The following is a 13211-nucleotide window of genomic DNA, read 5'->3' on the forward strand; positions in this document are numbered from 1 at the left end:
GGGGCCACCCGATCCGGTGGCCCCGCCCTTTCTCACACGCCTCTCACCAGGGGCGGCCGCTCGGGCGGGACCACACACCGGCGTCGGCGAGCAGGTCCAGCACCTTCCCGAACCCGCGCAGCTCGGCCGGGCTCCACAGCGGGAAGTTGACCAGGATGTTCCGGATGTCGATCTCGGACGTGAGCCGGGTCAGCCGCTCCGCGACCTGCTCCGGGGTCCCGACCAGCTGGATCATCGCCTCGCCACTGCCGAGCGCCCGCACGGCCTTGTCCTCGCCGAGCTTGTCGAACATCGCCCTGGCGGACTCGATGGAGCCGAGGATGTCGCCCGCGATCTCCCAGGCGGCGTCGTGGTTGAGCGACTCCAGCAGTCGCGCGTACTCCTCCTCCGCCTCGCCCTCGTTCTCGCGGACCAGGGCGATGGCGAACGGGGTGACCGAGACGTTCCGGCCGGTCCCGGCGGTGAGCCCGGCGAGCCGGGACTCCACGCCGCGCAGCCCGTCGTCGTCCTTGGCGAGGGTGACCAGCTCGTCGCAGTACCTCGCCGCGAACGCGGTCCCCGCCTCGGAGGCGCCCGCGCTGACCAGCCGCGGCCGGGCCGCCGGCCGGGGCGCCTTGATCCGCCCCTTCATGCGGTAGTAGCGGCCGTCGTGGTCGAACGGCTCCTGCTCGGTCCAGAGCCGGTCGACGACGTCCACGAACTCCGCGGCCATCTCGTAGCGCTCGTCGTGCGGGACGAACTCCTCGCCGAACAGGGCGGCCTCGGCGTCGGAGAACCCGGTGACGACGTTCCACCCCCACCGCCCGGAGCTGAAGTCCGCGAGGGTGGCGCCCATCCGGGCCACGTGCGCCGGCTTGTGGTGGGTGGTGTGGAAGGTGGAGACGACGCCGATCCGCTCGGTGACGGCGAAGATGCCCATGGCCAGCAGCGGGGCGTGGTAGGCGGGCGACTGGTGGCCGGCCAGCTCGGCGGCGCGCTGGTGGCCGGACCAGTTGTCCGCGATGAACAGCGAGTCGAAGCCGACGTCCTCGGCGGTGCGCGCGAGCTCGAGCAGGTTCTCCCGGTTGAGCCGCGGGGTGCGGCGGGCGGCCTCGTCCGACCAGACGTGGTTCGTCTGGCCCGCGGGGAAGAAGTACCCGATGGACAGTGACATGGTTCAGTCCTCCGACGACTGGGTGAAGACGCGGGAGAACTCGTGCGCGTCCTCGGGTGAGTTCATGACCTCGATCAACGTGGCGCGCCCCTGGGCGAACGCCTTGTCCAGTGCCTCGCGCAGCTCACCCGGTGTGGCGACCCGGCGGCTCTCCAGGCCGAGGCTGGCGGCGAACGCCGCATGGTCGATGGGTGGGTCGGCGAACGTCCAGCCCATCACGCCCTCGGCGTCGGCCAGCGGGCTCTTCGCGACCGTGGCCAGCGCGCCGATGTCGCGCCAGCCGCCGTTGTTCAGGATGACGAAAACGACGGGAAGGTCCTGCTGGGCGGCCGCGTAGATCGCCGTCGAGCTGAACATGAAGCCGCCGTCGCCGAGCAGCGCGACGACCCGTGCGTCGGGCCGGGCCAGCTGGATGCCGATGGAGGCGGGTCCACCCCAGCCCTGCGCGCTCGCCTTGCTGGAGATGCCGAAGAACCTGTCGGTGTCCGGATAGGGGATGAGGTCCTCGACGAACGGCTCACCGGACGCGCAGTGGTTGACGATGATCGTGCCCTCGGGCATGGCCGCTTCGAGCTCGGCGAGGATCCGGCCGATGGCCAGCTCGTCGGCGTCGTAGCGGATGGCGCGGATCCGGTCGTTGCGCGCGTCCCGCGTCGCGTGCAGCTCGGCCGCCGCGGCGGCGCGTGTCTCCCGCTGCGGTATCGGTCCGAGCGCCGCGGTCACCGCCTCCAGGGTGGGTCTCGGTGCGCCGAGGACGGCCAGGTCCGGCCGGATCTGCCGGGTCAGCAGCAGCGGATCCGGACTGAGCACGACGGTCGTCGCGTCCCCGAAGTCCATCGGCCTCGTGAGACCGGACTCGGTCAGTTCGACGCCGAGCAGCAGGACGAGATCCGCCCCCTCGACGACCGCGCGGTGCGCGCCGAGCTTGCCCGCGTACTGCGGGTGGGTGGTGGGGAAGCCGAGATCGGCGACCTTGTCCTCGTGCAGCACGGTGCACCCGAGCGCCTCGGCGAGGGCCACGGCGGCCCCGACCGCGCCGTAGCGCGCGACCTCGGCCCCGGTGACGATCACCGGGCGCTCGCTGCCACGCAGCAGCTGCGCCAGCCGCTCGACGGCGGCGGGCGCGGCGGCGAAGTCCGCCAGCACCTCGGTGGGGCTCACACCGGTGTCCTCGGCCTGTTCCAGCCAGACGTCCATCGGGAAGGCCAGGTGGACCGGCCCGTAGGGCGCGGTGTTCGCGATCTGGAAGGCCCGCTCCAGGAACTCCGGGATCCGGTCCGCGGACGGGACCTCCGCGCTCCACTTGGTGAACTGGTCGCTCATCTCGGTGACCGCGCGCGGGACGGCGGCGTACTGGTCGCGCCCTGCCAGGGCCCGGCTCGAGGTGGTGCTGGTGAAGACCAGCGGCACACCGTCCGCCCACGCGGTGGTCAGTGCCATCATCCCGAGCCCGGTGCCGGAGGCGTGGTAGACGTTCACGAACGCCGCCGACCGGTTCGCCCTGGCATAGCCCGCGGCCATCAGCCCGAGGTTGGTCTCGTTCAGCGCGGTCACGTACCGCAGCTCGTCCCGGTGCGCGTAGAACGCCTCGGCCAGCGGGAACAACCCCAGCCCGACGATGTTGAACGCGTCCCGCACGCCGAGGCGCACGAGCGTGCGGACCAGCAGTTCCGCGCCGTTGACCCGTGTCATGTCCGCTCCTCCCGTCATGCGAGCTCACCCGCCACTCCGTGGTATCTGTCCCAGAACGCCATCCGGGCCGGGTCCGGCGGGTCGGCCGGACCGGGCTCGGAGTCGATGCCGAGCACCCCGCCTGCGAGCGCCGGCCAGTCCACCGCGCCGGACGCCGTGGGGTCGCCCGTGCGGGCGAAGTCGATCCAGACCTGCTGCAGCCGGCGGGACAGCGCGCGGTCGGCGTCGGTCCAGTCCCAGTCCCACGCGTCGAGGGTCCCGAAGACGTAGGGCACCTCGCCGCCGTGGAAGGCCCCCGCGTAGTCCCGCTCGATCAGGTCCGAGGTCGCGGGGATCGGTGGCCTGCGCAGGAACCGGAAGTAGTGCACGGGCGTGGTCAGCCTGCGCTCGTGCAGCCGCGCGGCCGTCCACGTCGACCAGACGAAGACCTGGTCGCCCAGCAGCGCCCAGCTCGCGGTGCGGGCCTCGGCGTCCGTGCCGGCGGGGTAGAGCTCCAGCACCTCGGCGGCGTACTCGCCGAAGCCCTCCTCGACGGCCGCCCGGTACGCGGCCAGGCTCCCGACGTACGGCAGCCCGGACGCCTCGTTCTCCGCGTTCCCCGCGAGCATCGGCACGTCCGCGACCTCACCCGCGAGGAACGCGGCGAGCGGGTCCTTCGGCAGAACGTGCCCGTCGATCACGGGATAGCCGGTGTCGAACAGGGCCAGCCCGATCTCGGCGCCCGGGACGAGGTCGAACGACCAGCGACCCGCCGCCCGCGGCAGCTGCGCGGCCATGAGCTGCTCCACCGGCAGGGCCCGCAGCTCGGCCGGCGTCGATGCCCCGAGCAGCGCCGCGAGCTCGGTGCCTGCCTGCTCGGCGGCGGAGAGGGTGCTGGGGTTGGCGGGGTGGCCCGGCCCGTCGAGGGCGGGGGCGACGCCGGGCGCACTCTCGGCGATGACCTTGTGGAACAGCCCGGCCGCCAGCGGGGAACTGCGCAGGTTGTGCACGCTGTTGCCGCCTGCCGAGACCCCGAACAGGGTGACGTTGCCCGGATCGCCACCGAACGCGGAGATGTTGCGGCGCACCCACTCCAGTGCGGCGATCTGGTCCATCAGGCCGTAGTTGCCCGACCCGCCGTAGCCGGACTCGGCGGTGAGGCCGGGGTGTGCCAGGAACCCGAGCCTGCCCAGCCGGTGGTTGACCGACACGACCGTGACGCCCGACGCGGCGAGCGCCCCGCCGTCGTACATCGGGTTGCCGGCCGAGCCGAACTGGTAGGCGCCGAAGTGCAGCCACACCATGACCGGCCGGCCGGAGTCGCCCTCGGTCCCGGTCCAGACGTTGAGGTGCAGGCAGTCCTCGGAGAACCGCTGCTCCCCGCCGGAGTACAGCGAGTTCGCGGGCGGCGCGAACTGGGGCGCCGCGGGTCCGTGCTCCTGCGCCGTGCGGGTACCGGTCCAGGGCACGACGGGCTGCGGCGGCCGCCAGCGCAGGTCCCCGACCGGCGGGGCGGCATACGGCACGCCGAGGAAGGCCCGGACGCCGTCGGCGCGGGTCAGGCCGGCCAGCTCGCCGCTGTCGACCGCGACCACCGGAGTGGTCTGTTCGGTGCTCACCACGAGTAGCTCCGTTCGCTGGGCGGGAGCCAGATCCCGGCGTCCCGGCAGTGGTCGAGGACGCTGCGGAAGGACCGGACCTCGCCGGGGTTCCACAGCGGGAAGTTCACGAGCAGGTTCTGCGTCGCGGTCTCCTTCTTCAGCTCCACGAGCTGCTCGGTGACCTGCTCCGCGGTGCCGAGGAGCTTCAGGATTCCCCGGCCGCTCCCCCACGCCTTCGCGGCCTCGTGCGGGTCCTGCCCCGCGAAGGCAGCCTTGATCGACTCGACCCCGCCGAGGATGTCGGCGGCGAGCTCCCGGGTGGCTTCGACGTTGAGCGTCTCGGTGAGCCGCTCGTACTCCGCCTCCGCCTCGCCCTCCCCCTCGCGGACGATGACGATCGCGAACGGCGCCGTCGTCACCTCCCGCCGGGCGGGGGCGGCGCCGAGGAGCTCGTCGAGCCGGTGGTCGACCGCCTGGATCTTGTCGATCGTGTTGCCCGCCACCACCAGCTGGTCACAGTGCTCGGCGGCGAACGCCATGCCCGCAGGCGAGGCACCCGCGCTGACCAGCAGCGGTGTCGGCTGTTGCACCGGCCGTGGGGCCTTCATCCGGCCCTGGGCGGTGTGGAAACGACCCCGGTGGTCGATCGGCTCGTCCTCGGTCCAGAACCCCTTCACCACCTCGACGAACTCGGCAGCCGCGGCGTAACGGTCGTCGTGCCCGGCCAGCCCGGTCTCCCCGAACAGCCGAGCCTCGACGTCCCCGAAACCGGTGACGACGTTCCAGCCCCACCGGCCGCCGCTGAACGCGTCGAGCGTGGCGCCCGCCCGGGCCACATGGGCCGGCCGGTGGTGGCTGGTGTGCATCGTCGTGATCACACCGAGGTGCTCGGTGACCGCGAACAGCCCCATCGCGAGGTACGTGGCCAGGTACTTCGGGGACTGGTGCCCCGCCCGCTCGGCCTCCCGCTGGTGGCCGGACCAGGTGTCGGCGATGAACAGCGAGTCGAACCCGGCCTCCTCGGCGGCCCTGGCCATCTCGAGGAACACGCCCTTGTCCAGCAGCGGAGTGGCTGCGGCGGCCTCGTCCGACCAGATGTGGTCGGTCTGCCCGGTCGGGAAGAAGTAGGAGAAGCTGAGCAGGTCGGGGTCGTGCGCACGTGGCTTGGCCATGAACATCCTTGTTCTCTGTGCGGGGGCTCAGTGGGGCAGCTGTCGGACCAGGTAGTCCCAGGCGGTGTGGACCGCGGCGTCGTTGTAGATGCGCTCGCGCTTGACCAGCGCCTCGTCGTCGTCGGTCCAGACGGGGTCGCCGCGGTAGGCGATCGTCCGCAGCATCTGCTCGGCGGCGGTCTCGAGCAGGAGCGCGGCGAAGGCCGCGGTCTGCAGGTCCGGGCCGACGGTGACGATGCCGTGGTTGACCAGGAACACCCCGGACGAGTCACCGAGGGTCTTGGCGACCGACCGGCCCAGCTCGGGGGTGGTGATCAGGTCGGTGGTCTCGGTGAACCGGGGCACGCTCGGCGGCACGAAGTAGGTCGCCGCGTGGCTGACCGGGCGCAGCTCCACATCGGCCGCGGCGAGCGCGACGGCGTGCGGCGAGTGCGCGTGGACCACGCCGCCGACGTCCGGGCGGGCCAGCATGATCTCGGTGTGGATCGGGAACTCGAGATGGCGCGGGCCCTCCCCGGAGAGCACCTCGCCGTCGGGGGACACGAGGTGCACCTGGTCCGGCCCGACCTCGGACAGCCCGATGCCGCTGCGCTTGATCCACACGCCCCGGTCGTCGGGGTCGCGGGCCGAGGCGTGGCCCCAGATGAAGTCGCCCTGGTCGGCCTGGCCGAGGACGCGGGAGGCGAGCGACACGAGCTCGCGGATGTCGTCGGTCATGACGCCCTTCAGTAGGAGATGTTGATCGACTTGAGCTCGGTGTAGGAGAGGAGCTCCTCGAGGCTCTCCTCGCGACCGACCCCGGAGGCCTTCACCCCGCCGTAGGGAACGTTCGGGAAGTGCTTGGCCGAGTCGTTCACCCAGGTGAAGCCCGCTTCGAGCTCGTGGGCCATGCGCAGTGCCCGGCTGACGTCGCGGGTCCAGACCGCCGCCGTCAGGCCGTAGGGCGAGTCGTTGGCGATCCGGACCGCCTCGTCCTCGTCGGCGAACTCCAGGACCGACAGCACCGGTCCGAAGATCTCCTCGCGGGCGACGACGTGGTCCTCGCGCACGCCGGTCAGCACGGTCGGGGCGATGAACAGCCCGTGCGCGAACTCGGCGGGACGCCCGCCGCCGGTGACGACCGTGGCGCCCTCGCGCCGCGCGGTGTCCAGGTAACCGAGCACCGTGTCGTACTGCCGCTGGTCGATCATCGTGCCCTGCTGGGACGCCGGGTCCAGGGGATCCCCCATACGGTGCTCACGCAGCCGCGCGGCGATCCGCGCCACCACCTCGTCGTGCACGGAACGCTCGACGAGCAGCCGCGAGTTCGACCCGCAGGACTGGCCGGACCAGGTGAAGTTCATGCCCCGGATCGCGGCGTCCGCGGCGGCGTCGAGATCCGCGTCGGCGAACACGACCATCGCGTTCTTCCCGCCGAGCTCGAGACTGACCTCCTTGATCCCCGACTCGGCCGCGGCCCGCTGGATCGCCATTCCGGTGCGCTCGGAGCCGATGAACCCGATCCGGCGGACGTCCGGGTGCCGGACCAGGCGGTCCGGGACGGTGGGCCCGTTCCCGACGACGATGTTCAGCACGCCGGGTGGGAAGACGTCCCGGAGCAGCTCGCCGAGCCGCAGCGCCGACAGCGGCGCCACCTCCGGCGGCTTGAGGATCGTCGGGTTGCCGGCCACCAGCGGCGCGAACACCTTGCCCGCGAACATCAGCGGGTGGTTGAAGGGCACGATCCGCACGACCACGCCGACCGGCTGGCGCACGGTGAGGTGCAGGCCGGCGCTCGCGGGAATGGTGTCGCCCTTCATCTCCAGTGCCAGGCCCGCGAACAGCCTCGCCTGGCTCAGGGTGATCTGGACGTCCATCCGGGAGTTCGCCAGCGGCGAGCCCGCGTCGATGGTGTCCAGCAGCGCCAGCTCCTCGCCGTGCTGCTCGATGATCCGCGCGGCCTCGGTGACCGCGGCCGCCCGCTGCGGAGCCGGGGTGAGCCGCCACTCCCGGCGGGCGGCGTGCGCCGCGGCGACCGCGGCGTCGGCGTCCTCCGGCCCGGCGTCCGGGACGGTGGCGATCGGCTCCCCCAGGAACGGGCTGATCCGCTCGTAGGTCCGCCCGCTCGCCGCGGGCCGCAGCTCACCGCCGATCAGCAGGTTCCAGGTGCGGTCCCGCACGGCCAGGTGACCGCGCTCCTCCGCCGACGTGTCCACGGCGTTCATCAGGCTCGCTCCTCACGTCGTTGTCCCGGCGAGACTCACCATCCGCGGTCTCCGCGGACAAGAAAATTCTTGACAGAGGAACACCGGGTCCGCTCAGAGGTTGTTCCTCAGCGCAGAAAAACGTGTCCCTCCCCGCAGAAAGGCAACCAGGATGCGCGGAGCAGTCCGAGACGAGGAGCCGACCGCATGCAGTTCTACCTCGACGGCTACGAGCCCGGGGATCCGTTGATCGAGAAGCCCGTGCGCGACCACCCCTCCGAGCTGCCCGCGACCGCGGACGTGGTGATCATCGGCAGCGGGCCGGCCGGGCTCGTCCTCGCGGCCCAGCTCGCGGCCTTCCCCGAACTGCACACCGTCGTCGTCGAGCGGCGGGAGGGACCGCTCGCGGTCGGCCAGGCCGACGGCGTCGCGTGCCGGACCGTCGAGATGTTCGAGGCGTTCGGCCTGGCCGACCGGCTGATCGGCGAGGGCTACCAGGTCAACGAGGTCACCTTCTGGCGACCGGATCCGGAGGATCCGGCGTCGATCGTGCGTACCGGCCGGGTGGACGACGTGGAGGAGGGCATCTCGGAGATGCCCCACATGATCGTCAACCAGGCGCGGATGCTCGCCTACCTGCGCGAGCACATGGCGCGTTCCGCCACCCGCGCCGAGCCCTACTACGGCCTGCACGTCACCGACGTGCGGGTCGAGGCCGGCGAGTACCCGGTCGTCGTCGAGCTGGACGGGAGGACGATCCGGGCGAAGTACGTCGTGGGATGCGACGGCTCGCGCAGCGTCACCCGGGAGGCCATGGGCCTGCGCCTGCGCGGCGACGCCACCCACCAGTCCTGGGGCGTGCTCGACGTGCTCGCCGTGACCGACTTCCCCGACATCCGGCTGAAGTCCGCCATCGCCTCCGAGCAGGGCAGCATCCTGGTCATCCCCCGCGAGGGCGGCTACCTCGTCCGCCTCTACATCGAGCTCGAGCCCGGGGTGAGCCGCGGCGACGTCACACCCGAGCATCTCGCCGCCGTCGCGAACCGGATCCTGCACCCCTACGAGATCGACGTGCGATCCGTCGGCTGGTGGGCGGTGTACGAGATCGCCCAGCGCGTCTGCGACCGGTTCGACGACGGCGACGATCCGCGGGTCTTCATCGCCGGGGACGCCTGCCACACCCACAGCGCCAAGGCGGGCCAGGGCATGAACGTGTCCATGGCGGACGCCTGGAACCTCGGCTGGAAGCTCGGGACCGTGCTGCGCGGCACCGCACGCCCGGAGATCCTCCGCACCTACTCCACCGAGCGGCAGGCGGTGGCGCGGCGGCTGATCGAGTTCGACAAGGAGTTCGCCGCGCTGTTCAGCGACCGGGACGCCGAGCCGGAGAAGTTCCAGCACTACTTCCGCGAACAGGGTCGCTACACCGCCGGCGTCGCGGTCCGGTACGGGCCGTCGCTGCTGACCGGCGAGCCCACGTACCAGGAGCTCGCCGAGGGCTTCCCGGTCGGGATGCGGTTCCAGTCCGCCCCGGTGGTCCGGCTCGCCGACGCCAAGCCGATGCATCTCGGGCACGCGGCCCGCGCCGACGGCGCGTGGCGGCTCTACGTCTTCGCCGACCGCTCCCGGGCCGGGCTGGAGTCGCTGTGCGCCACGCTCCCCGACCTGCTGGCGCGGTTCACCCCGGACGGCGCCGAACCCGACTCGGTGATCGACGTCCGGGCGATCCTCCAGCAGGGCCACCGGGACCTGAGCGTGCCCGACGTGCCATCGGTCCTGTTGCCGCGCAAGGGCCGCTTCGGCCTGACCGACTACGAGAAGGTGTTCTGCCCGGAGCCCGGGCAGGACGTCTTCGACCTCCGGGGGGTCGACCGCACGCGGGGCGCCGTCGTGGTGGTCCGGCCGGACCAGTACGTGGCACAGGTCCTTCCGCTCGACGGCGACGTCGCCGGGTTCCTCGCCGACGTCCTCGTGCCCCTGCGGTGACGCCCGTCCGATACCAGAACCTCCGACACCAGAATCGAGGAAGCGTGTCCGCAGCCATCGCATCGTGTGCACCCGACGACCGCCTCGCCACCCGGGCCGGTCAGCTCGCCGCCGGTCTGCGCCGGTTCCGGATCGGCCGGAACCAGCGGGTCACCGTGTTCGTGTCCGACCTCTCCGGCGAGACGGAGATCGCGGTCCGCTCGCTGCGATCACTGGAGTGCGAGGTCACCATCGTTGGGGTACCGGCGGCCGACGCCGAGGTGGCCGCCGCGGCGGCCACGATCGTCGCCGGACGTCCGGACGCCGTGTTCACCTGTGCACAGGGCGCCGCGGCGCTGCGTGCCGCCGGAGTGCGGGCTCCGCTCTTCGGGGACTGTCCGGGCGTCCTGTGGACCCGCGCGATCGAGCTGCACGAGGCGCACGCCGCACGGTCCGGCCCGTCCGTCGCCCAGCCGTGGGAGAACGTGTCATGACCGGGCAGAACCCACCGGACGCCCGGCTCCAGGACAGCTTCGTCGAGGTGATGGGAGGTGTGTGCACGCCGGTCGCGGTGGTGACCACCCTGAACGGGGGGCGTCCGCACGGGACGACCGTCAGTGCCTTCAGCTCCCTGTCCCGCCGGCCCCCGATGATCATCGTCGCGCTCGACGAGACGTCGGAGCTCCTCCGCATCGTGCGCGACACCGGAATCCTGGGTGTCAATGTGCTCACCGACCGGCAGAGCGGGCTGGCGACCCGGTTCGCCGGCAAGGGCGCGGACAAGTTCGACGGCATCGACTGGGACGAGTGCGACCGGCTGCCGCGGCTGGCGGCGGCGTCCGGCTGGCTCGCCTGTGAGGCGACCGACCTCGTGCCGGGCGGGGACCACACGATCGTGCTGGGGCGTGTGCTCAGCGCCGACGGCGGTCCCGGGAACCCGCTCGTCTACCACCGCCGGACGTTCGGCACCCACCAACCCCTGCGCCTCTGAGCGTCGGCTACCCGGCCGGAGCTCCACCGGGCCCGGCCTGCGTGGGGTTCCGCCGGCCGGACTTCCAGGCGACGAACACGATCAGCGCCAGGCTGATCCACAACGCGTACCGGTCGATGGTGAGCACGACGTCGACCGCGTTCTGCCCGAGACCGAAACCCAGCCCGGCGACCAGCCCGGTGATCAGCGCGGCGCCGATCGCGTCGACGAGCAGGAACGTCGCGAGCCGCATCCGGCCGAGGCCGGCGACCGCGAAGACCGCGGCCGACGGGATGCCGGGCAGGGCGGCCGCGACGACCGCGAGCGGCAGCGCCCACGGCGGCCAGGACCGGACCCGGGAGACGAACCCCTGCGCCCGCTCCCCCGGCGCGAACAGCGTCACGATCTTCTCGCCCCAGCGCCGGCCGGCGAGCCAGAACAGCCAGTCGAACTTGATCATCCCGAACACGCCGGCCAGGACGACCAGCCACAGCTCGGTCTCGCCGATCCGGGCGAAGGCCGCACCGGCACCGATCGCCGAGAGGCTGCCGGTCACCGCGCTGAGCGCCACCGGGTGCGACGCCAGCAGGAACGGCCGCAACGGCAGCGACACCAGCATCAGCACGAGCACGCCCAGCGTGCTGAACACGAGGATCTTGTCGCCCCGGGTCATCGGGCCGTCCCAGGGACGGACGTCGCGCCAGGCCTGCTTGGCGGCCTCGACCTCCTCCGGGCTGTACTCCCGGCGCCGGAACGGTCCGCGCCGGCGCGGGTGCTCCGCCTCGCGCGACGGCTCCCCGGTCGGTGCGCCGGCCTCGTTCCCAGCGCTCGGGTCCCCAGCGCTCGGGTCCGGTCGCGGCGTGCCGGTGTCGTCGCCGGTCGTGGTCTCCCCGGTCATCGCTCTCCCCCAGCGGCGATCGGTGTTCCACCGCGACATCGAGGCTATGCCGCGCGTTCCTGGCCCGCGTCGGCGCCGCGGACGAGATCACCCCGCCGCTCGCCTCGTCCGCAGGGACGATGCGGGTCCGGCTGCCGCGACCCGCCGCACCCACCGCGGCGGTCGGGGCGGGTGGTCACGGGTCGCGGCAGGGCCCGGTCCGGCGGGTGGCGCCGAACTCGCTCGCTCCCCGGCGGCGTCGCTCGCTACCGTTCCGGCCGTGCCCGACCCGCAGGACGTCCCGGACGGGCCGATCACATTCCGTCCGCTCACCCCCACCGACCTCCCGATGCTGCGCGACTGGCTCGCCGAGCCGCACGTGGCGCGCTGGTGGAACCACGAGACCACCCTCGACGCCGTCGAGCGCGACTTCGGCCCCGCGATGCGCGGCGAGGACCCGTCCGAGGACCTGGTGGTGTCGGCCGGCGGCGTCCCGGTCGGTCTGCTGCAGCGCTGCCGCTGGCACGACTTCCCCGAGTACGTGGTGGAGATCGCGCCGATCCTCACCGTCCCGGACGGCGCGGTCACGATCGACTACCTGATCGGCCCACCCGGGCTCACCGGCCGCGGCCTCGGGACGAGGATCCTCGCCGCCGCGGCAGCAGGGGTCTGGGAGCGCTACCCCGACGCACCCGCCATCATCGTCCCGGTGAGCGCGGGCAACCGGGCGTCCTGGCGGGCGCTGGAGAAGGCGGGGTTCCGGCGGGTCGCGTCCGGCGACCTGCCACCGGACAACCCGATCGACCCGCCGCTGAGCCACGTCCACCGGCTCGACCGACCGACGACCGAGGAGCCCGCGTGCCGCCCGTGACCAGCGCCGGACTGCTGCTGTACCGCTCGGGTACCGACGGCGTCGAGGTCCTGCTCGGACACATGGGCGGCCCGTTCTGGGCCCGCAAGGACGCCCACGCCTGGTCGGTGCCGAAGGGCGAGCACGGCCCGGAAGAGACCCCGCTGGACGCCGCGCGCCGGGAGTTCACCGAGGAGATCGGCGTCCCGCCCCCGGACGGCGATCCGGTCGACCTCGGCTCGGTCCGGCAGTCCCGCAAGGTCGTCACCGCGTTCGCGCTGGACGGCTCCGGCTTCACCGGCGCCGAGGGGGTCGCCGCCCGGACCGACGACGGCAGCTGGGTCGAGCTGGAGTGGCCGCCCCGCTCCGGGCGGACCGTCCGGTTCCCGGAGATCGACCGTGCGGAGTGGTTCGACCTCGCCACCGCCCGGGAGAAGATCGTGAAGGGGCAGCTGCCGCTGCTCAACAGGTTGGAGGCCCTGGTCGGCGGGTAGTCGCCTCCCATGGCGAGCAGCATCAAGGACGAGGAGATGTACGAGCGGCTCCGCGAGGAGGGCAACTCGAAGGAGAAGTCCGCGCGGATCGCGAACGCCGCCGCGGCGGAGGGCCGGAAGACCGTCGGCAGGCGCGGCGGCGAGTCCGGCGACTACGAGGACATGACCAAGGACGACCTGTACGCGCAGGCGCAGAAGGTCGGCATCACGGGTCGCTCGGACATGAGCAAGGACGAGCTGATCGAGGCCCTCCGGAACCACTAGGGCAGAGTCGG

13 protein-coding genes are annotated in these 13211 nt (G+C 72.5%); 6 read left to right on the top strand and 7 right to left on the bottom strand.

Annotated elements, in window-relative coordinates:
• Positions 1-43: 43 nt before the first annotated feature.
• The 6 genes from WIS52_RS06420 to WIS52_RS06445 are packed head-to-tail and all read right to left on the bottom strand — an operon-like array spanning position 44 to position 7801.
• Complete coding sequence (locus WIS52_RS06420; RefSeq protein WP_349297183.1) at positions 44-1153, bottom strand: LLM class flavin-dependent oxidoreductase; 1110 nt, start codon at positions 1151-1153, stop codon at positions 44-46.
• 3 nt (positions 1154-1156) lie between these two features.
• Positions 1157-2845 carry a thiamine pyrophosphate-binding protein gene (locus WIS52_RS06425; protein ID WP_349297184.1) on the bottom strand — a complete coding sequence of 563 codons (1689 nt, stop codon included), beginning with the start codon at positions 2843-2845 and terminating at the stop codon, positions 1157-1159.
• 14 nt (positions 2846-2859) lie between these two features.
• Positions 2860-4443 (bottom strand): carboxylesterase/lipase family protein, encoded by a 1584-nt coding sequence (locus tag WIS52_RS06430; protein WP_349297185.1) that lies wholly within the window; start codon positions 4441-4443, stop codon positions 2860-2862.
• Positions 4440-5597, bottom strand: coding sequence for an LLM class flavin-dependent oxidoreductase (locus tag WIS52_RS06435; RefSeq protein ID WP_349297186.1), 1158 nt, complete (start codon positions 5595-5597; stop codon positions 4440-4442). The genes WIS52_RS06430 and WIS52_RS06435 overlap by 4 nt, the downstream gene beginning before the upstream one ends.
• A gap of 27 nt (positions 5598-5624) precedes the next feature.
• Positions 5625-6314 carry a class II aldolase/adducin family protein gene (locus WIS52_RS06440; RefSeq protein ID WP_349297187.1) on the bottom strand — a complete coding sequence of 230 codons (690 nt, stop codon included), beginning with the start codon at positions 6312-6314 and terminating at the stop codon, positions 5625-5627.
• A gap of 8 nt (positions 6315-6322) precedes the next feature.
• Positions 6323-7801, bottom strand: a complete 1479-nt coding sequence (locus WIS52_RS06445) for an aldehyde dehydrogenase family protein (protein WP_349297188.1) — start codon at positions 7799-7801, stop codon at positions 6323-6325.
• A 186-nt stretch (positions 7802-7987) separates the two neighbouring features.
• Here WIS52_RS06445 and WIS52_RS06450 point away from each other — a divergent pair, with 186 nt between their 5' ends.
• From WIS52_RS06450 to WIS52_RS06460, 3 genes are read left to right on the top strand one after another with little or no spacing between them, the layout of a single operon-like run.
• Positions 7988-9766: an FAD-dependent monooxygenase gene (locus WIS52_RS06450; RefSeq protein WP_349297189.1), complete on the top strand. Its 1779-nt coding sequence runs from the start codon at positions 7988-7990 to the stop codon at positions 9764-9766.
• A gap of 44 nt (positions 9767-9810) precedes the next feature.
• A complete protein-coding gene (locus WIS52_RS06455; protein WP_349297190.1) occupies positions 9811-10239 on the top strand; it encodes a hypothetical protein in 429 nt (142 codons plus the stop codon).
• Entirely contained in the window at positions 10236-10736 is a 501-nt protein-coding gene (locus tag WIS52_RS06460) for a flavin reductase family protein (protein ID WP_349297191.1), read from the top strand. Before WIS52_RS06455 ends, WIS52_RS06460 begins: the two co-directional genes overlap by 4 nt.
• A 7-nt stretch (positions 10737-10743) precedes the next feature.
• Here the strand turns inward: WIS52_RS06460 and WIS52_RS06465 are convergent, their stop codons facing one another.
• Positions 10744-11613: a DedA family protein gene (locus tag WIS52_RS06465; RefSeq protein ID WP_349297192.1), complete on the bottom strand. Its 870-nt coding sequence runs from the start codon at positions 11611-11613 to the stop codon at positions 10744-10746.
• A 259-nt stretch (positions 11614-11872) separates the two neighbouring features.
• Here WIS52_RS06465 and WIS52_RS06470 point away from each other — a divergent pair, with 259 nt between their 5' ends.
• The 3 genes from WIS52_RS06470 to WIS52_RS06480 are packed head-to-tail and all read left to right on the top strand — an operon-like array spanning position 11873 to position 13200.
• Entirely contained in the window at positions 11873-12463 is a 591-nt protein-coding gene (locus WIS52_RS06470; RefSeq protein ID WP_349297193.1) for a GNAT family N-acetyltransferase, read from the top strand.
• Positions 12460-12936, top strand: coding sequence for an NUDIX domain-containing protein (locus WIS52_RS06475; protein ID WP_379611520.1), 477 nt, complete (start codon positions 12460-12462; stop codon positions 12934-12936). The genes WIS52_RS06470 and WIS52_RS06475 overlap by 4 nt, the downstream gene beginning before the upstream one ends.
• Before the next feature lie 9 nt (positions 12937-12945).
• A complete protein-coding gene (locus tag WIS52_RS06480) occupies positions 12946-13200 on the top strand; it encodes a DUF7218 family protein (RefSeq protein WP_349297195.1) in 255 nt (84 codons plus the stop codon).
• The last annotated feature ends 11 nt before the right edge of the window (positions 13201-13211 follow it).

Origin of the sequence: Pseudonocardia nematodicida (assembly GCF_040105385.1) — a bacterium.
Classification (GTDB): domain Bacteria; phylum Actinomycetota; class Actinomycetes; order Mycobacteriales; family Pseudonocardiaceae; genus Pseudonocardia; species Pseudonocardia nematodicida.

Coding starts and splice junctions, on each gene's coding strand:
- WIS52_RS06465 (WP_349297192.1), bottom strand. CDS start 11,613: ATGACCGGGGAGACCACGACCGGCGACGACACCGGCACGCCGCGACCG.
- WIS52_RS06440 (WP_349297187.1), bottom strand. CDS start 6,314: ATGACCGACGACATCCGCGAGCTCGTGTCGCTCGCCTCCCGCGTCCTC.
- WIS52_RS06450 (WP_349297189.1), top strand. CDS start 7,988: ATGCAGTTCTACCTCGACGGCTACGAGCCCGGGGATCCGTTGATCGAG.
- WIS52_RS06445 (WP_349297188.1), bottom strand. CDS start 7,801: ATGAACGCCGTGGACACGTCGGCGGAGGAGCGCGGTCACCTGGCCGTG.
- WIS52_RS06480 (WP_349297195.1), top strand. CDS start 12,946: ATGGCGAGCAGCATCAAGGACGAGGAGATGTACGAGCGGCTCCGCGAG.
- WIS52_RS06425 (WP_349297184.1), bottom strand. CDS start 2,845: ATGACACGGGTCAACGGCGCGGAACTGCTGGTCCGCACGCTCGTGCGC.
- WIS52_RS06435 (WP_349297186.1), bottom strand. CDS start 5,597: ATGGCCAAGCCACGTGCGCACGACCCCGACCTGCTCAGCTTCTCCTAC.
- WIS52_RS06460 (WP_349297191.1), top strand. CDS start 10,236: ATGACCGGGCAGAACCCACCGGACGCCCGGCTCCAGGACAGCTTCGTC.
- WIS52_RS06420 (WP_349297183.1), bottom strand. CDS start 1,153: ATGTCACTGTCCATCGGGTACTTCTTCCCCGCGGGCCAGACGAACCAC.